The organism is Paenibacillus lupini (assembly GCF_011761355.1).
Lineage (GTDB): Bacteria > Bacillota > Bacilli > Paenibacillales > Paenibacillaceae > Pristimantibacillus > Pristimantibacillus lupini.
On the sequence record NZ_JAASRW010000002.1, the window covers coordinates 415,046 to 433,254 of the forward strand.

Genomic DNA, 18,209 nt, shown 5'->3' on the forward strand with positions numbered 1-18,209 from the left:
AAGAGGACGAGCATGACAGCTTGTTAACAACTTAAGTGGTCACAGCCAATAGTTTGATGGAGACGATCTTGTCATGATCCGGATCCAAATCAATCTTTAAAAGTGAGTCTTTTCCTTCATAAGTAATAATGAAGCTATTTTGCGATGACGGCTTCCCAAGCGCTTTGAGAACAGCATCCGAACGATCTTCTACATGAACGCCACTTAATCCGGTTACGATCGATTTATCATAAACCTCTATATATTGGATGGTATGCTTATCGTTAATACCGACGGCGAAACCTTTATATTCATGTACTTCAATGGATTCCGATTCATCCTCCAAGCTGTAAATATCATCTGCCTTGCCAAATCGTTCTGCTACCAGCTTATTAGAATCTCCGATGGACAGGCCAAGCATGATGGGGTGAGAGGCGTTCCAAGCAGAAGCTTGCTTTGTGCTGCTGCCCCCGGTTGAAGCTGCGCTTGTATCTCCGCCTTCATCAAGCGACATAGGTTCTGATCCAGTTTGTCCTTCTTCTTGCCCCTGAAGATACGTTTTCTGTGGAGTATCACCTGATAAATAAGTGCTTGATTGATCATGTGAAGGTTGTACATAGGACTTAGAATTAGGAACTAATTCATTGGAGCAGCCTGTTGCTGCTATGAGTGTGAGGGCAAGGACAGCTGCCCATTTTGCTACATCATATTTCCGCGTTCTCTTGTTCATGCTCTGCGCTCCTTTTGGGTCGCTATTCCATTTGTCTTATCAATATAAACGTCCATAACTGGGAAAAGTTTCTTCCTTAATATATCACTTCTATATAAAATATTCCGCCTTATCTGCTTGCAAAAAATTGAAAAAGCCGGGTTGCGTTGTTTGCCCATCCTATGGTAAGTTATCGAAAAGAGATTTTGGTGGAGGGAAATAAAGATGGATATTTTAAAAGAACGAATTTTAGAGCAAGCATCGGTGCTGTCAAACGATGTACTGCGGCTGGATTCTATACTTAACCACCAGGTCGATCCTGCTCTTACGATGGAAATGGGACATGAATTCGCAAAACGATTTGCTGACGAGAACATTACGAAAGTTGTTACGATTGAATCTTCGGGTATCCCGGTTGCATACGCAACTGCTTATGTACTAGGTGTACCACTTGTATTCGCACGTCGCAAGAAAACCTTAATCGCGGACCCGGATGCTTATTCGGAACGTGTTCCATCCTTCACAAAAGGTATTGTCACTGATATCATGGTGTCTAAGCAGTTCTTAGCGAAGGAAGATAAAGTATTGTTTATCGACGATATTATCGCTAACGGCGATGCTGCTCGTGGACTTATTAAAATCATTGAAAGATCCGGTGCAAGCTTGGTTGGTATGGGCATCGTGCTGGAGAAATCATTCCAGGCGGGTTCCAAAACACTACGTGAGCAAGGTGTTCGTGTAGAATCACTTGTAAATGTTACTTCTTTGAAAAACGGGCAAATTCAATTCGACTAAGTTATAATGAGAGAGTGAAGGAACCGAGGGGAGGCAGCAGCAATGTTATCTACTGAATTTTTGTCTGCGAAACTGGAGGACGCGAAAGTTCACTTCGAACGCGCGCTGGACTGCAAGCATACGGAATTTGATGATTTGTATCCTTATATGATTGAGCATCCGCAATTTTTCTGGTACAAGCGTTATGTTGCATGGTCAGAACTTCTTACGATTGTTAAGCTTTGTGATGAGCTCGAACAGGAATGGAAAAGTCATTTCACAGAACGTCAGGCTGACTATATTGCAAAACGCGTCATGTCCTCAAGAGTGCTCGATGAATGGTATGAAACAGAAACAAATGATTCGAAAGAGCATGTCGGTTAGTTTGTTCGGAGGTTATAGCGGTGATTAGTGAAGAGCAGTTAGACCAATTCCGTGTGAACGGTGAATTAGTCCGCGTTATACGTGATGAAATGGAAGTAAATGATGTGGTTGGGATTCTCGTGGCCTGGGATGATACGTCGGTTGTGATCCGTCGGGCTAACAGACGGGTCGTTAAGCTCAGCCGCGATTATCGTTTTGAGCTAGCTTCAAGCGAACGTGGTTCCACCATTTAATATGAAAGAACTTTTGAAAGCAGAAGCCCTTTTAGTAAAGGGTTTCTGCTTTTTTATTTTAATGAGTAACCTTTTATCTAAAAAGCTCGTCTTCTAGGTTAAACGGTATTTGGGAGGAAACAATGAAACCAATCATTTTACTTACCGTCTTTACTTTATTAATTGCAGGCTGTTCAAATCAAAATGGTCATTTAAGTGGTGGAAGTAAACCTTATTCCTATGAAGAAGCCATAAGTAAAGGTGATGTTGTCTTTTTTAACGACGTACATAATGTCGAGAAATTTAATCAATTCTTAACGGACCTCGGCAATAAGAAAGTGAGCAGTATCCGAGTGACAGGCTATACCGATGAGGGAGATCCGATCTTTAAGGATTTGAAGTATGATGGGGAAGTGATTCATTACACGTACGATAATTCTAATGATAAATTTGGTGGGACTCAAAAGGGTGTACGGACAGATACATGCTCGAAAGTAACAAGTGAGAAGGTGGAAGGAGAAGTGCAGTATACACTTGATGGGTGCACCAATAATGATACTGAAATGAGTTATTTTCTCCTTCGTACGAAGAAGTAATAATGGCTGCCATATAATCCAGCTAACAAAAAAAGGGCTTTGGTTCGTCTATTGCTAGACTTCCCAAAACCCTTGAGTTATTTAAGTTGGTGCGGTCGAGAGGACTCGAACCTCCACGGCTGTTACACCACTAGAACCTGAATCTAGCGCGTCTGCCAATTCCGCCACGACCGCAAATGTTACTGACGAAGGTTATAATAGCATTTTTTCTTAGTTGTAGTCAAGCGTTTATTGTTCTATTCAGAATTGCCGGACAATAGAGCGCCAAGAAGCCAATACATGCTCGCGGTCTTTCTCTGACGAGATATAACCCTGCAGCTTGCGCAGCGTGTTCGAACGGTTCCATTCTGTTCGTTTATTGAAATATTTGCTTGCTAGTCCGTAGAACAGATGAGGAAACAATAGATCAGCATAGATAATCTGACATTCTTCCTCCGACAAAGAATGGACCTCGCGGTAAGCGCGGAGCATGCTGGCAGCTTTGGAGCTGTTCCAGCCGTATTTTTTCATCACTTTATTAAAGATTTTGCGGATATCTCTAGCCGGCAGATCAAATGTAATGGAATCCATGTCAATAATGACAAGCCCTGAACTCGTCTTGATCAGATTAGCTGCAGCGAAGTCCTGATGACAGAGGTTTTTCTGAACGGCCGCTTTATTGACCCAATTGGCGTAATAAGGGCCTTGCACCAAGGACAAGGCTTCTTTGCCTTGGCTGATATAATGGTCAACATGCTGGACGTACAGCTTCTCGAACTCAGAGCTGCTGCTTTTCATCAGGCTCTTGAAGCGGACGAGTTCTTCGAGATGACGTTCGTAGCTTAGCGCCCAGCGGCCTAGATGAGCACGTTCGTTGGTTGTGCTGTTGGATTGAAAGCCCCGTGAGGCGAGGTGAAATCGTCCTAGCTCCTTCATAATTGCAAGTAGATCCCCGTTCGAATAGGACGGCTGAGTGCCAGAGATCGCATCGGATAAAATATAGCAGCTTCCCTCATTATCCTCGGCGTAATCTTTACCTGCAGATGTTGTAACCATAGCAGGAATAGGGGCGCCGTTGTTCTGCAGATGCTTAATCGCTTGGATGAGGAAGAGCAGGCGTTGTTTGGCTGCGGGGGACTTTTTTAATATCTTTGTTCCTGCACCAGTGGATACTGTCCAGGCGGCTTTTTTACCTTTATCACTAATTAGAGAGACATTTTTTATTCGAAGCGGATATTGGGTTAGTACGGCTTGAACGTTATCCGGCATAATCAGTGCCTGCCTTTTTCCCTTGACGAGAGGCTGCTGCTTTTTGGATTAATACCGTTGGCTTGCTATTATAAGCTTCCATATAAATGCTCTCGAGCCGATTGGCTATTTTCTCGAACGTATGATTCTCCTCAACAAACTTCCTTGCTTTTATAGCCATTTGCTTGGATTCATCGGGGTAACTAAGTACATGGTTGATGGAACTGGCGAAGGAGGAAGAGCTCGTATAATCTTTTACCAGATAGCCGTTTTCTTTATGCTTGACGATTTCGGCATTTCCGCCTCGATTGGTTGTTATAACCGGGATCCCTGCAGCCATTGCTTCATAATGAACACGCGCCAGCGGCTCCTGCCACTGCGAGCTGCAGACGAAGACATCGCCCATTGTGAAATAGTCAGGAATGTCGGAAGCCGATATATAACGAGTGAAAATGACACGGTTGCCATAAGGCTCCGCGAGGTCAAGCAGCTTTTCCCCATAACTATCAACGGTATTATCGCTGAACCATTTGCCTCCTACGATAACAAGTACGGCGTCAGGATGCTCCTTCAACACTTCGGAGAGCGCTTGAATAAGGAGATGAGGACCTTTCTTAACGCTTAATCGTCCAACGAACAGAATTACCTTCTTATTCGACACGCCATAACGGCTCCGAAGACGACTGCGGATTCGGCTGCCTTGCTCTGACCAGATCGGCGAGTAGCGGCTTGGGTCATAGCCCGAATAGATAGCTACTGTTTTACTCTCGGCTTCGGCGACCCGTTTTGTAATCGTATTTTTAATGTACTGACTGACTGTAGTTAATTTATGAACATATCGAACGGTGAGGCTGGCTTCTTTGTCCGTAATTTTGCCGGATGCAAACATCTCATTATGAAGACTAACGACAAACCGGCTGGAAGGCGCCGCTTCTTTGTAGAAGGGAATAAGTGCGGGGCGGTTAAAAACATGAACAACGTCATATTGTTGTTCCCCTAAGGAATCAGCTACATCATCTACATAATGATACCGGGAAAAACGAATATATTGAATTCCGCCGCGTTTCTCCTTGTTAGGCAAGCTTTCATCGGTAATGGAATAAATGGTTACCTCATGTTTTTTGGCAAGGAAGGGGGAGATCCCATCCATCATAATTTGAATCGCTCCGCCTCGAATGGCAGGGGAGGGCAGTTTTTCCGTACAGATTAAGGCAAGTCTCATCACGAGACCTCCTCCCGTCACAATCGAAGTATTGGCTTCATTTTATGTGGTGCTTTCCGGTCGACCAATTCCGGTATATTCAAAACCAAGACTTTGAAGCATTGCCCGATCAAGGCGATTGCGAGCATCCACAATCACAGGGCGCCGCATAGCTTGCTTGACGGTGAGCCAATCAGCCTCCATAAATTCCGGCCAGCAGGTTGCGACAATAAGTGCATCTGATTGCTCCACAGCTTCATAAGCACTTTCGCACCAGATAACTGAAGGAAGTGATGGATGGGCAAGGGGATCATAAGCGTATACATGATACCCGAGCTTTGTCAGCTTTTTCATTAAGGCAATGGCTTGTGAAGCACGAATATCGTCCGTATTCTCCTTGAATGTGGCTCCCCATACTGCAATTCGCTGGTTATGGCTACATTCGCCTAGCTTTGATTTCAGTTTATTCACGTATAGAGACAGTTGTGAGCGGTTGATTTTCTTCGCTGCGTTCAGCATCCTCATCTTCAGTTGCTTACTTTCAGCCGCATGAATAAGTGCGTCCACATCCTTGGGCAGGCAAGAGCCCCCATAGCCAAGGCCGGCCTGCAGAAACTGCGGTCCAATTCGTTTGTCGAGACCAATCCCTTCTGCTACTCGGGTAATATCTGCATTAAAGGCTTCACAAACCTTCGAGATCTCATTAATAAACGATACTTTGACAGCGAGAAAGGCATTAGACGCATATTTAATCAATTCAGCTTCCCGATTAGTAGTCAGCAGGAAGGTGGTAGTAATGGTCTTATATAGCTCTTTCACTTGTAGGGCAGCTGATTGTTCGACAGCTCCAATTACAATACGATCGGGATGCAGCGTATCGTAGATAGCGGTTCCTTCCCGCAGAAACTCAGGATTGGAGACGATATGGAATAGGTCCGGACTCACTGAATGCGCGAGGAGCCATTGCTTGATTTGGTCTGCTGTTCCCGGAGGAACCGTACTTTTTATAACTATCGTTTTAGGTGAACGAATCATGTCTGCTATATTCCTTATTACACTGTAAATAGCGCTTAGATCGGCACTTCCATCTTTACTCGGAGGAGTGCCAACTGCAATCATAAGGATTGGACATTGAGAAATATAGGCAGATACACTGGTATCAAAAATAAGCTTTCCCGACTCCATATTACGAAGGAGCATGGCTGATAACCCCGGCTCGTAGACCGGAATGACGCCTTGTTTCAGCTGATCAATCTTCGCTTCATCACGGTCTGTGCAGAAGACTGTATGACCGATGTCTGCCAGAACCGCTGCTGTTGTAAGTCCTACATAACCGGCCCCAATGATACAAATATCCATTCATACACCATCCTCTCGTTAATGTTGCAGTATATGATTTGACTGCAAGGGAAGGTAACGGCGCATGCTCATAATCTAGTAAAGAAAGCGAAATAGAAAAGACTCTCCTCATAAGAAAAGGAGAGTCTTCAAAACGTAAAGATCCTTACTCGACGTCTTCGTCGTCTTGCCAGCGGGAGTCGCCGCAGTGATCTTTATGGTGATCATCTTTGCAGCAAAATTTACGGCGCCATTCTTCATACGCCTCACGATCCCAACGTACATCGTTGTTGGAGAGATTGTCCGAAAAACATTTTGTTTGCACATCTTTTTTCATTCGTATGCCTCCTCACGTATGTGATAGTTCAGCATATGAATATAAGTTTGATAGAGTTATAGATTGTATAGCCGAACAAATAAAAAAGGCTCCAGCTCATGCGCTGAAACCTCTTATGTATGGTGCGGTCGAGAGGACTCGAACCTCCACGGCTGTTACACCACTAGAACCTGAATCTAGCGCGTCTGCCAATTCCGCCACGACCGCATACATGAATATGTCCCTTATGGTAGCATGTTCCCAAATCATTCGTCAACCTATCCAATAAAGTTGCAATATTCAGCATATTTTTCCTCAATTGGACAAACAATGAAGGGGGTAACTGACAGGAGATGCTAAGGGGTGTATATCATGAACAAAAAGATATTAAATATATGGATGTTTGGATTACTGCTCATGCTGCCAATCAGCAGCGGACAAGCGATGGCTGCTGAAGAACCGGATAAGACGGTGAGACAATTTGCGATCGTGATTGATGATTTCGGCAACGGAATGAACGGGACTGCTGAGATGTTGAAGCTGCCCGTCAAGTTTACGGTAGCGGTTATGCCCTTTATGCCAACGACGAAGCAAGATGCGGAAGAAGCACATCGGCTTGGCCATGATGTTATCGTCCATATGCCCATGGAACCCAATAAAGGCCTTAAGAGTTGGCTTGGCCCGGGAGCGATTACGGCTGATCTCAGTGATGCCGAGATTCGAAAGCGGGTAGAGGAAGCAATTGATAATGTGCCTTATGCCGTTGGAATGAATAATCATATGGGCTCCAAAATTACGGCTGATGAGCGGATTATGCGGATCGTATTGACCGTCTGCAAGGAGAGGGGGCTGTTCTTCCTGGACAGCCGTACGACCTTTAAGACCGTTGTTCCTAAGGTGACACAGGAGATTGGTGTACCCGCTTTGGGTAACGACGTATTCCTCGATGATGTATATACGGAGCAGCATGTCGCGAAACAAATGACAATTGCCAGAAAACATCTGGAATCCCATGAAACTTGTATCGTAATTGGTCATGTTGGTCCGTCCGGCTTAAAAACGGCGGCCGTCCTGAAGGCATCGATTCCAACGATGCAATCAGACGGCCAGGTACAATTCGTTAAACTGACTAGTCTGCTGCCTTCTTTATCGGGTGATCCATTTATACTGCCGAATCCCTGAAGCAATTGCGGTTGCAATCTTAAGCTGTTGACGGGGATCAGTGAGCATCGTTCGATCTGCAGAGTTGCTGATAAAACCCATCTCAACAATAACTGCAGGCTGATCGACACGACGAAGCAGATAGAATGGCTTGCCTTCCCTAGGATAAAAAGCGGTCTGCTGCTGCCGATTCAGTGTATCTTGGATGCAAAAAGCGAGTAATGCACTTTCGCCGGAGGATTGATGAAGAACAATTGGACCATGTTTGGAATTGTCCCTCGTCCAGTTCACATGCAAACTGACGAGCATTGTCGTCTCAATCTCCTCCGTTAATTGGCGCCTCTGGGATAAATCACGTTTATGACGGGATCTGCTTAAATGCCATCTGTTATCTTCGCTTAAGGCATAATCTCCCGTACGATTCAGAACGGCAGGGATACCTTGGCTGTTAAGCAGCAGGTACAGCTTCTGGGCAATGGCGAGATTAATGTCCTTCTCCAAGGTGGAACCGGCCGTTGCTCCGCCGTCTATACCTCCGTGTCCAGCATCAATTAAGACAACCGCTGAAGGCATTGTCCAGCCATCTTCGGGAGCCTGTGTGAGCTGCTGCTCGTCCTCGGGTACTGCAGCTGATAATGGTTGTGAACAGCAAATTAATCCGATCAGCAGGACTCGCATTATTTTGAACAACAACTTGATTCCTCCTTCATCATGCCTGGAAGCCGATATCATGCAGCTACCGATAGAGTGGCTTAATGAAGGAAAACTCATGCATGTTTATGATTTGACGAATTCGGGCAAACTTTATGTAACAAATAATTCACCTGAGGTGATCTGTATGGCAAATGGACATGATCTGATTAAATATATGACCGTGGAAATTGTGAACTATATCGATACGCCTAAAGATGAACGTAAGCAAGCCAAAGCGTCAGCCAAGGCAACAAGGGAACATTGGCTGACGCGCTGGTTCGGCTGGGGGCCGACTAGTGTATTGTTATGGTGGAGAGGTCGTTCGGAACGTTAAACGTTAATGGTAAAATGATCCGAGCTCGGCAAGAAGCTTAAGGGGGATATACCTTTTGCTGATGCCGAGCTCGTCTGTTTCCAGCGCGGCGTAGACAGTACCGTTATCATCCCAGCTGTGATAGCCGGTAACGGACCAAACATACAGCATTTCCTTATTGTACCTCTCAGCAACATAACGGAGCGGCTCCTTGGAGCTTAAAGCCTTCAGGACAATACTTATGTTATCCGCCGATGCCACGAGTGGTTTCTCTGTCAGCCATGGCATTCTGCTATAAGGATCAAAGGAACGGCTTCGAACAGCTCTGCCAATGGAATTTCCTTTTTCGTCTTCCAAAGCATACTTGGCGGCAAGTTCTTCTTCTGCATTTGCTGTTTTATTCCACGTTGCTTGCTGAAGCGGCAGCCATTCTCCGCTTGCACCATCCAGATAAGTATCCTCCGCAGCGCCTTTTATATGCCACACAGCAAATAACGGATGGATATACAAAGCTTCATTTGCCTCTGATAAAGAGGAGATAAGTTCAAGCTGCACCAGCGATTGCTGCAGCGTGTTCTGGTCAAACAGATAATCCCCCGTTCCATACTCTCCAAGGGCAAAACCGCCATCTTTTTTCGCTTGAATAACGAGATAACCAAGAGATTTCTCCTTTGATTTCACAATCGCAATCCAGCTATGCGTTCCGGGACCAAGTGGCTGCACGATAAATTCGGCCTTGTCCCAATCATTGAAGTCAGGCTGCTTCGCTAGCTCGTCCATCCAGCCGCGAACAGTGGTTTGGAGCTGTTCTTCCTGAGAGATAGGAGGCGGTAGATCTTCCGCTTGTATAGCTGCAACAGAGAAAAGGAACGTAGACATGATTAAAGCGGCCATAGTTGTATTTCGAATCCACTTACGCATAAGGCACACCCTTTCCTTGAATCTACATAAATTACGTTCTGAATGACATGATCCAATTATATTGGACAAGCCCGCAGAAGGCTGTTGGAACCTGTCGCGGGCATCATCTTATATTACGTTCTAATTTTGGCGTAAACCTGCGAATGCCGTCTGAATGACTCTATTCAATACCTTCCAGGTGGAAAATACCGCAGTTAATGGCGGAAGCCGTCACCCGCGGTTCATATTGCCATTTGATCTCCGTCTGGCGTTGATTGAATTGTTCTTCTACCTTTGCCTTAGTCTCGTCATCAGCTGCATGCTGAACCAAGGGATCATAATAATGGCGAATGCGATCCAGCTCTTCCTCCAGCCTTGCAGCTGCATCAACCGCCCAATTGTAATCATATCCCTTCAGTTTACGTTCGAGGGAAGTCTCGACGATTCCTAATGCTTTGGCATATGACAGTCCGTTCCTTGTTAAATGAACATTGGAAGGGAGCCTTGGTGTCAGCTTCAGGTTTTTCAAACGGTCATAGAAATTCTCGACAACCATGCCTGTTGCGAGGGAGACACCATAGCTGTGTATCTCCTCGCGCTTCCGGTCACAGGCGAATTCGACACGCATGTTAACGCCTAACCATGCTGTGTATGGAGTTGATTGAAAAGGAGTATTGGACCGGCGTTCAGGCTCCTGGAATAGATTGACGTAGCTGCCCGATGATTTGGCTGCTCCAAACAGCTGCTCCAGCTTGCGAGAGCCAAAGTATAGATCTTCTCTTGGCGTGCGTGCACCGCTGGCCAGATTGTTATTAACGAACCCAAAAGAACGGTTTAACGCAGCATCAACCGCAGAGCTGGCCTGCGTTGGCGCCGGAGCTGGCGTTGCCAGAATTTCTTCATATTTCTCCTTATCGGTTACGAACAAATAGGTCATCGTCTCCGGCTCGGTGTCCGTCCGATCAACAAAGCTCCAATAGAAAGGACGGTTCGTCAGCTCGCGATCAGCAGCAGGGGAGAGCTTAACGGTGAAATGAGCTGGTGACTTCTCAATAATGGAGCATTGCGTTGCCTCTAGGAAACGCTGTACGTATTTATGGACCTGCTTTGAATTCACGGTCTCACCTCAACTTTCTGGCCAAGTGCGGTCATCTGGGCTAGAATCGTTGGTCCCTGTGGCTTCTCAGGCGTGTCGGCTTCTTCGCGAAGTTTGGAAATGGTTGAACCAAGATGGTTAAGTTTCTGCTCCAGGTGGGCAGTATCGCCTCCGGACTCAAGGAGTAATTTCGCCAGCTGCTGCTCAATGGAACCTGCATCGGTCTCGATTCGCTCGAGAATATGATCCAATTCTCCAATAACAAGCTCGAACAGATTGATTTTCTCATGCAGCAGGTTCACGATATGTTCTTCGATTGTCCCAAGGGTACACAGATTGTATATCTTCACATCTTCCGTTTGTCCAAGCCGGTGCACCCGGCCGATCCGTTGTTCAACCCGCATTGGGTTCCATGGCAGATCAAAGTTGATCATATGGTGACAGAATTGAAGATTGATTCCTTCACCGCCAGCTTCGGTTGCAATTAAGATTTGGGCACGTCCGCGGAACAAATCCATCATCCAATCCTTCTTGCCTCGGTTCATACCGCCCCGGTATGGTACAGCCAATATATTGTGGGAGCGGAAAAACTGCAGCAAATATTCCTGTGACGCCCGATACTCGGTAAAGATAATCACTTTATCATTAATTTGCTGGACTAGCTCCATCACTTTTTCGGCTTTTGTATTGGCCTTGATCTGTTTGATGAACTCGATCAGCCCCCATATTTTCGGGCGGATGGGAGAATCCTCTGAAGTCTTTTTAAACAAATTAACAAGCGTAATAAACACCGCATCCCGGCTGCTGCACACTTCACGCTGCAGCGTGACGAGCGGAAGCATACTCATCATATCGACGCCATCTTCCTTATAGCGGTCTCTGACGAAGGCTGTGACAGCGTCATATAGAGCTTTTTCATCCGTGGACAGCTCAAGAGGGATATTTTTTACGATACGTTTCGTAAACGAAATACCGCCGTCCCCCCGCCGGTTGCGGATCATAACGGAGGACAAGGCGTCCTGAAGCTGATCCTCGTTCTTCGGAAGCCGCTTGTCGACAACGAAATTCGCGGCGAATTCACTTTGGCCGCCAAGCTGACCGGGCTTCAGCAGCGTAATCAAGTTGTAGAGCTCATCCAGATCGTTCTGAATTGGTGTTGCGGTTAGAAGGAGGCAATATTTTTTACGAAGCTCCAGTGCAAATTGATAGTTTGTTGTCTTCTTGTTTTTCAGCTTATGTGCTTCGTCAATGATGATCAGGTCATAATCCTGGCCGAGAATTATATCGCGATGTGGATCACGCTTGGCCGTATCAATGGAAGCGACTACGACATCATATTGCCACGTATGCTCTTTCTTCTGGGCAACGGCGGAGATGCCAAATTTCGAATTTAGTTCTCTTACCCACTGGAGGACAAGAGAAGCGGGAACAAGAATAAGCGCTCGCCGGACGAGACCGCGTACCATGTATTCTTTTATAACGAGGCCAGCTTCTATGGTTTTGCCTAGGCCAACTTCATCGGCAAGAATCGCCCGCCCGCCCATTTCATGTACGACCTTCCGTGCCGTATCGATCTGATGCGGCATTGGTTCGAAGGAAGGCAATGAACGCAGACATTGCAGCTGCTCGAAGCTTTCGACTCGCTTCGCCTGCTCGGCTTCCATCGATAATTGGTAGAGCGTCCAATCGTCCCAAGGTCCATTTTTGGCAACACGGTTTTGCAGCTCGTCGAACCAGGTACGGTCGCATTGCAGATCAACAAGCGGATGCAGTTTGCGCCTTACTATGGTGTCCTCGGAAGAAGCGGGATTCGCATTTGCCTGATTGTTATTAGTAGAGGTCACGATGGCAGCTCCTTTCGATTTCCAGCAATTAGAGAGAATTGTCACTAGTATGGCCTTTTTCAATCATTCTTAACAAGCAAGTGTCGAACTTTGGAGGAAGCCGCATGCACTTCATGGTGAAATATAAATATTTGATGAAAATGAAGACGTTTCTCTATGCTAAAAAACGAGCTAAATTAGGGAGAAGACAAGCAATAGAAAGAGAATAGGCGATGTAAGCGCAGAATAGCGGTGAAATAGGTGAAAATTGGGGTGTATACCGATATGTAGTATAGTATAATGATCAGTACACACAATATATGGTGCCCGGTTCATACAATAAAAAGGTGTGCAAAGCAGTATAAGGGGACATGGGAGGAAGGACCAATCGTGGTAATGACGCGGAAATTGGAAGGCCTTAGCGAGAAGATATTTTTGGATCGCTATGCTTGGAAAAATGCCGATACAAGTAAAACAGCAGTAGGGGATGTAGTTCTGGTCCTGACGAAGGACGATCCGAAATTTCCGGCCAAAGAGGTTGGAGAAGTGATTGAACGAAATGGATCTGAAGTAACGGTAAAGCTTAGAAGCGGAGATACGATGACAACCAGCGTGGAGAAACTCACGCTTACAATAGAAAAGACACCTGAGGAAATGTGGGACCGTCTCGCAGGTGCGATGTCTGGTGCAGAATCAGGGAAAGAGAAGCAGCAGCTCTGGAAAGAACGCTTCCGTCATATTCTAGATGATTGGAAGCTGGTGCCTGGCGGTCGTATTGCGGCAGGGGCAGGTGCAAGTGAAGAATTGACACTGTTTAACTGCTACGTTATTCCATCGCCAAAGGACAGCCGCGGCGGGATTATGACGACGCTCTCTGAAATGACGGAAATTATGGCTCGTGGAGGCGGGGTTGGCATTAACTTATCTTCGCTTCGTCCTCGCCGCGCAATCGTAGCAGGTGTTAACGGTTCGTCGAGTGGCGCTGTTTCCTGGGGTGGTTTGTTCAGTTATACAACTGGATTGATCGAGCAGGGCGGCAGCCGCAGAGGCGCGTTGATGCTGATGATTAACGACTGGCATCCGGATGTACTTGATTTCATTACAGTGAAACAAACGATGGGTCAAGTGACCAATGCCAACCTGTCGGTCTGTGTCAGCAATGGCTTCATGAAGGCTGTGAAGGAAGATCTGGAGTGGGAGCTTGTGTTCCCAGATACTAAAGATCCTGAATATGATGAGCTTTGGACAGGTGACCTCGACGCATGGAAGAAGCTTGGTAAGCGAGTTGTTCCTTACAAAACAGTTCGTGCACGTGAAGTGTGGCATACGATTATCGAGTCGGCATGGAAATCAGCTGAACCTGGCGTTGTCTTCATGGAATACTACAACCAGATGTCGAACAGCTGGTACTTCAACCCGATTATTTGTACAAATCCATGTGGCGAGCAAGGTCTTCCAGGCTGGGGTGTCTGCAATCTTTCGGCGATTAACTTGTCCAAGTTCTATGATGAAGGCAAGCATGAGGTGGATTGGGATGAGCTGGCGAAGGTTACTCAGTGGTCGGTACGTTTCCTGGATAATGTTATTGATACAACACCTTATCACTTTGAAGAGAACGAGAGGAACCAGAAGCTCGAGCGCCGCGTAGGCCTTGGTTCAATGGGACTTGCTGAGCTGATGATCAAGCTTGGCATCCGTTACGGCAGTCCAGAATCGCTACTGTTCCTCGATAAAATATATGGATTTATGGCACGCGAAGCGTATCTGGCTTCTGCTGAGATTGCAGCAGAGAAAGGTTCGTTCGAAGCCTTTGATGCTGAGAAATTCCTGCAAAGCGGCTTTATGAAAAACATGGTGTCGGAGTTCCCTGAAGTGGGAGAAGCGGTTCTGGCAAAAGGAATCCGTAACGTTACCGTCATCACTCAAGCGCCAACAGGCAGCACGGGTACGATGGTAGGCACTTCTACAGGCATCGAGCCGTACTTCGCTTTCGAATACTTCCGTCAAAGCCGCCTTGGCTTCGACAAGCAGCTCGTGCCAATCGCGCAAGCCTGGAAGGATGCGCATCCGGGTGAGGAGCTGCCGGATTACTTCGTAACGGCAATGGATTTGTCCGCGAAGGATCATATCCGAGCTCAAGCGGCAATTCAGCGCTGGGTAGACAGCTCGATCTCGAAGACGGCGAACTGTCCAAGCGACTTTACGGTCGAAGAAACAAAAGAGCTGTATGAGCTCGCGTTTGATCTTGGCTGTAAAGGTGTAACGATCTACCGAGATGGCAGCCGTGATGTACAGGTGTTGTCGACGAAGAAGGATGACAAGTCGGATGCGTCAGGTGAAGCAGCTGCAGCAGTTGAGACGATAGAGGATCAAGATTCACTCGAGTCTCTTAACACGACTTTGAATGCGAAAGTCACGCCTCAAGCGGAGCAGGACTTTGACAAGCAATACAAACGCCGTCCGCAAATTTTACGCGGCGCAACCTATAAAGTAAATACGCCATTCGGCATGGCTTATATTACGATTAATGATCTGAACGGTATTCCAGGTGAGATCTTCCTGAACGTAGGCAAAGCGGGATCTGACGTGTTTGCGATGGCCGAAGCGCTTGGCCGTGTCTGCTCCTTGTTCCTCCGTTATGGTGATCATGGTAACAAAGTGAAGCTCTTGATCAAGCATCTTAAAGGCATTGGCGGCACAGGCGCTATCGGATTTGGAGCGAATCGTGTTGAATCGATCGCCGACGCGGTTGCGAAGGCACTTGAGATTCATATCGAAAGCACAAATGAGCAGGCGGCAGCTTATGAGCCAGTGAAAGCTGCACCTGCGTTGGCAGCTGCTCCAGCTCCTGCTGCAGTTGATTCGCATAATCATGGCGAGGTAACCTCGCGTGATCTTTGCCCGTCTTGTGGTTCAGCTTCCTTGCTGAACGTAGAGGGATGTAAACAATGCAGCAACTGTGGGTATAGTAAGTGTAACTAGTAATTTGTAAGCTCAAAGGCTTCTGATTCGGTGAAATAATAGTTTAAAAAAGGCCGCAGTCATGCGGCTTTTTTGCTGCGTATTTGTTCGCGGTTGCAGGATAGAGGCAAACAAAAAGCCTGCGTCAATCAGCCGCAGGCAGGAATAGAGAATATAAATAAAGTTTTTATTATCTTATATGTGGGAGTTCCCTCAATTGAGTAGCTGTTCTTGATACGATGTTAAGGTATCTATAGCTTGCCAGCAGACGAACGATTTTGTGGCTGGAAGAAGAGTAGTGAAATCGCTAATTAAAAATTCTCTAAAATCGGAGCGGGTCTTTGACCCGCTCTTCTTTCTGTGCGTATACTCGTCAAAATCGAGAGTTTATAGGGTTTATTATAAACCCGCAATTTACATAGATTAAGCGGTTTTCATATAGCAGGCTTTCTAGTTAGACAAAATGTTTGTCTTTATTGCGAACACGGAAGTTGCTGAAGATCAATCAAATGTTTTGTTAAGTTAGGCTGTCGTTTGCTGAGGGAGACGACGATGTATCTTATAACGCGACGCGATAAACAAGTGAATTTAGTTGATTCACGCGTATTTGAGCCTGTTTTAGAGGATGGAGGAAGTGAGTATGCTTGAAAAATTATCATAACAAAATGTTTATTCTAAATAAAAATCATTGCGCTTCATTCGCGATTTGTTATGATAATAATGTAAGCGCATGCATGGGATTGCGGCACACGAAAGCCAATCATCGCCGCAACTGACTTATGGAGGTGGGGAGATGAACGGGATGGAGAATCCCGCATTGACGCTGCTCGAAGCGCGCAGCGTCACACGGGTATTCGGCAAGGGAGACGGCATGGTATATGCGCTCAAAGGCGCGACGCTCAGCGTTGGTCAGGGCCGGTTGATCGCCTTGAAGGGACGCTCCGGATCAGGCAAGACGACACTGCTCAATATTATGGCCGCGCTTGACTCTCCAACCGAAGGCACCGTATTTTACAGCGGCAGAGACGGCAGCCGGATGACCGATCAACAGAAGAATGAGATGCGTAAGCGTGAAATCGGACTTATCTTCCAATCCTTCGCTCTTGTTCCTCATATGACGGCTTACGAGAATGTCGAGTTCAGCCTTCGCATCGCCGGCGTCCCGTCTACCGAGTGGAAAAAGCTGGCCGAACAGGCACTCTCATTCGTCGGGTTGGCCAGCCGCATGCATCATATGCCTCCAGAGCTCTCAGGCGGCGAGCAGCAGCGGACGGCAATTGCCCGCGCAATCGCACACAAGCCACAACTCATTCTGGCCGACGAACCGACGGCAGAATTGGATTCGAGAATGGGCAAACAGGTTATGGAGGTATTCCGCGAGCTTGTCCGGACTCAGGGAATCGCTATTGTCATGACAACGCACGACCCGCACATTATGGAACTGGTCGACGACGTATATGCATTGGAGGATGGTCGAATTGGAACGGAAAGCAGCAAGGAGGTATAACCGCCGCTTAAGTGTGCTCGTCTTGCTGGTCGCAACCGCCGCCGTGTCTAGTGGCTGCAGCCTGCTGCCGCAGGAGCAATCTCCGCTGAAGCCCCCGCTCGTCAAGCCGGCGCAGACCGAAGCCCGGACGGTTGACGCTAAGCTGGGCAGCATCACAAGGCAGGTTACGGGTTCGGGCACGTTCGTGCCGACCAAGGTGGACTATTATCAATTTAAGGATAGCGGCGTAATCGAAAGCGTCAGCGTAAGGGCGGGAACCGCCGTCAAGAAAGGCGACGTTCTCGTGACATTGGAGAATGAGGGCATCGATATTGAGCTGATGCAGAAGGAACTGGAATACGAACGAAAGCTGCTTGCTCTGGAAGAAGCGGTTAGAAGCGGCAACCAGAGGCAAGCCAAGATCGCGCGGCTCGATTATAAGCTGGCAGAGTTAATGTTCGAGAAGACGAAAGAGAAGGCTTCTGCCTCGGTGATCAAGGCGGACGCAGACGGCATCGTCTCCTATTTCACCGACCTGATGCCGGGCGATCGGACGGAGCCAGGCCGCGTGCTGGCGGCGATCGCTGATCCATCGGGCATGCGGCTGGCATTGACGGCGACCAATAACCCTGTGCTGGCAGACATTAAAGTCGGCATGAAGGCTGAAGCGATGTTCCAAGGCCAGGTGTATGCGGGCAAAGTGACACAAACTCCCGCCTCCGCTCCGCAGACGGATGACGACAGGCTGCGCGAGGAATATTCCCGGACGTTATATGTCGAACTGGAAAGCTTGCCTGAAGGCGCAGCGCTGGGCAAGATGGCCGACGTCACAATCGTCGCCGCGCGGCGGGATAACGTGATCGTCGTACCGAAGGCCGGCGTGCGCACCTATTTCGGCCGTACCTTCGTGCAGGTGCTCGACGGTGAACGCCGCAGGGAGCTCGATATCGAGACCGGCCTTGATACCGCGACCGAGGTTGAGATCGTCCAGGGCGTCGAGGATGGCATGAAGATCATTTTGCAGTAAGTTCACGTAAGGA

18 protein-coding genes and 2 tRNA genes are annotated in these 18,209 nt (G+C 47.3%); 9 read left to right on the plus strand and 11 right to left on the minus strand.

Annotated features, from left to right (window positions below):
- Positions 1-31: 31 nt before the first annotated feature.
- Positions 32-709: a hypothetical protein gene (locus FHS17_RS07415; protein WP_167277434.1), complete on the minus strand. Its 678-nt coding sequence runs from the start codon at positions 707-709 to the stop codon at positions 32-34.
- A 204-nt stretch (positions 710-913) separates the two neighbouring features.
- Here FHS17_RS07415 and FHS17_RS07420 point away from each other — a divergent pair, with 204 nt between their 5' ends.
- The 4 genes from FHS17_RS07420 to FHS17_RS07435 all read left to right on the plus strand — a co-directional run bounded on the left by FHS17_RS07420 (position 914) and on the right by FHS17_RS07435 (position 2,654).
- Positions 914-1,483 (plus strand): xanthine phosphoribosyltransferase, encoded by a 570-nt coding sequence (locus tag FHS17_RS07420; protein WP_167277436.1) that lies wholly within the window; start codon positions 914-916, stop codon positions 1,481-1,483.
- Between the two features lie 42 nt (positions 1,484-1,525).
- Positions 1,526-1,846 (plus strand): hypothetical protein, encoded by a 321-nt coding sequence (locus tag FHS17_RS07425; RefSeq protein ID WP_167277438.1) that lies wholly within the window; start codon positions 1,526-1,528, stop codon positions 1,844-1,846.
- A gap of 20 nt (positions 1,847-1,866) precedes the next feature.
- Positions 1,867-2,079: a hypothetical protein gene (locus tag FHS17_RS07430; RefSeq protein ID WP_167277440.1), complete on the plus strand. Its 213-nt coding sequence runs from the start codon at positions 1,867-1,869 to the stop codon at positions 2,077-2,079.
- Between the two features lie 122 nt (positions 2,080-2,201).
- Entirely contained in the window at positions 2,202-2,654 is a 453-nt protein-coding gene (locus FHS17_RS07435) for a DUF4362 domain-containing protein (protein ID WP_167277442.1), read from the plus strand.
- A gap of 87 nt (positions 2,655-2,741) precedes the next feature.
- Here the strand turns inward: FHS17_RS07435 and FHS17_RS07440 are convergent.
- From FHS17_RS07440 to FHS17_RS07465, 6 genes are all read right to left on the minus strand, one after another.
- Positions 2,742-2,828, minus strand: a tRNA-Leu gene (locus tag FHS17_RS07440).
- A gap of 66 nt (positions 2,829-2,894) precedes the next feature.
- Complete coding sequence (locus tag FHS17_RS07445) at positions 2,895-3,902, minus strand: CotS family spore coat protein (RefSeq protein WP_167277444.1); 1,008 nt, start codon at positions 3,900-3,902, stop codon at positions 2,895-2,897.
- Positions 3,892-5,103, minus strand: coding sequence for a glycosyltransferase family 4 protein (locus FHS17_RS07450; RefSeq protein WP_167277446.1), 1,212 nt, complete (start codon positions 5,101-5,103; stop codon positions 3,892-3,894). The genes FHS17_RS07445 and FHS17_RS07450 overlap by 11 nt, the downstream gene beginning before the upstream one ends.
- A 42-nt stretch (positions 5,104-5,145) precedes the next feature.
- Positions 5,146-6,441: a UDP-glucose dehydrogenase family protein gene (locus FHS17_RS07455; protein ID WP_167277448.1), complete on the minus strand. Its 1,296-nt coding sequence runs from the start codon at positions 6,439-6,441 to the stop codon at positions 5,146-5,148.
- A 145-nt stretch (positions 6,442-6,586) separates the two neighbouring features.
- Positions 6,587-6,757 carry a hypothetical protein gene (locus FHS17_RS07460; protein WP_167277450.1) on the minus strand — a complete coding sequence of 57 codons (171 nt, stop codon included), beginning with the start codon at positions 6,755-6,757 and terminating at the stop codon, positions 6,587-6,589.
- 120 nt (positions 6,758-6,877) lie between these two features.
- Positions 6,878-6,964, minus strand: a tRNA-Leu gene (locus FHS17_RS07465).
- Positions 6,965-7,108: 144 nt separating this feature from the next.
- On the opposite strand from FHS17_RS07465, the gene FHS17_RS07470 reads away from it, so the two are divergent.
- Positions 7,109-7,918: a divergent polysaccharide deacetylase family protein gene (locus FHS17_RS07470; protein ID WP_167277452.1), complete on the plus strand. Its 810-nt coding sequence runs from the start codon at positions 7,109-7,111 to the stop codon at positions 7,916-7,918.
- Here the strand turns inward: FHS17_RS07470 and FHS17_RS07475 are convergent.
- Complete coding sequence (locus tag FHS17_RS07475; RefSeq protein ID WP_167278176.1) at positions 7,883-8,575, minus strand: N-acetylmuramoyl-L-alanine amidase family protein; 693 nt, start codon at positions 8,573-8,575, stop codon at positions 7,883-7,885. The genes FHS17_RS07470 and FHS17_RS07475 overlap by 36 nt on opposite strands.
- A gap of 52 nt (positions 8,576-8,627) precedes the next feature.
- Here FHS17_RS07475 and FHS17_RS30465 point away from each other — a divergent pair, with 52 nt between their 5' ends.
- On the plus strand, positions 8,628-8,924 hold the full coding sequence (locus tag FHS17_RS30465) for a YqzE family protein (protein WP_243865234.1): 297 nt from the start codon (positions 8,628-8,630) through the stop codon (positions 8,922-8,924).
- A gap of 3 nt (positions 8,925-8,927) precedes the next feature.
- Here the strand turns inward: FHS17_RS30465 and FHS17_RS07485 are convergent, their stop codons facing one another.
- The 3 genes from FHS17_RS07485 to FHS17_RS07495 all read right to left on the minus strand — a co-directional run bounded on the left by FHS17_RS07485 (position 8,928) and on the right by FHS17_RS07495 (position 12,686).
- Positions 8,928-9,824 carry a hypothetical protein gene (locus FHS17_RS07485; protein ID WP_167277454.1) on the minus strand — a complete coding sequence of 299 codons (897 nt, stop codon included), beginning with the start codon at positions 9,822-9,824 and terminating at the stop codon, positions 8,928-8,930.
- 160 nt (positions 9,825-9,984) lie between these two features.
- Positions 9,985-10,920, minus strand: coding sequence for a YqhG family protein (locus FHS17_RS07490; RefSeq protein ID WP_167277456.1), 936 nt, complete (start codon positions 10,918-10,920; stop codon positions 9,985-9,987).
- Entirely contained in the window at positions 10,917-12,686 is a 1,770-nt protein-coding gene (locus FHS17_RS07495) for an SNF2-related protein (RefSeq protein WP_167278178.1), read from the minus strand. Before FHS17_RS07495 ends, FHS17_RS07490 begins: the two co-directional genes overlap by 4 nt.
- Before the next feature lie 432 nt (positions 12,687-13,118).
- On the opposite strand from FHS17_RS07495, the gene FHS17_RS07500 reads away from it, so the two are divergent.
- The 3 genes from FHS17_RS07500 (at position 13,119) to FHS17_RS07510 (ending at position 18,196) form a co-directional block, all read left to right on the plus strand.
- On the plus strand, positions 13,119-15,704 hold the full coding sequence (locus FHS17_RS07500; RefSeq protein ID WP_167278179.1) for an adenosylcobalamin-dependent ribonucleoside-diphosphate reductase: 2,586 nt from the start codon (positions 13,119-13,121) through the stop codon (positions 15,702-15,704).
- A gap of 772 nt (positions 15,705-16,476) precedes the next feature.
- Positions 16,477-17,190 carry an ABC transporter ATP-binding protein gene (locus tag FHS17_RS07505; protein ID WP_167277458.1) on the plus strand — a complete coding sequence of 238 codons (714 nt, stop codon included), beginning with the start codon at positions 16,477-16,479 and terminating at the stop codon, positions 17,188-17,190.
- Entirely contained in the window at positions 17,162-18,196 is a 1,035-nt protein-coding gene (locus tag FHS17_RS07510) for an efflux RND transporter periplasmic adaptor subunit (protein WP_167277460.1), read from the plus strand. Before FHS17_RS07505 ends, FHS17_RS07510 begins: the two co-directional genes overlap by 29 nt.
- Positions 18,197-18,209: the final 13 nt, after the last annotated feature.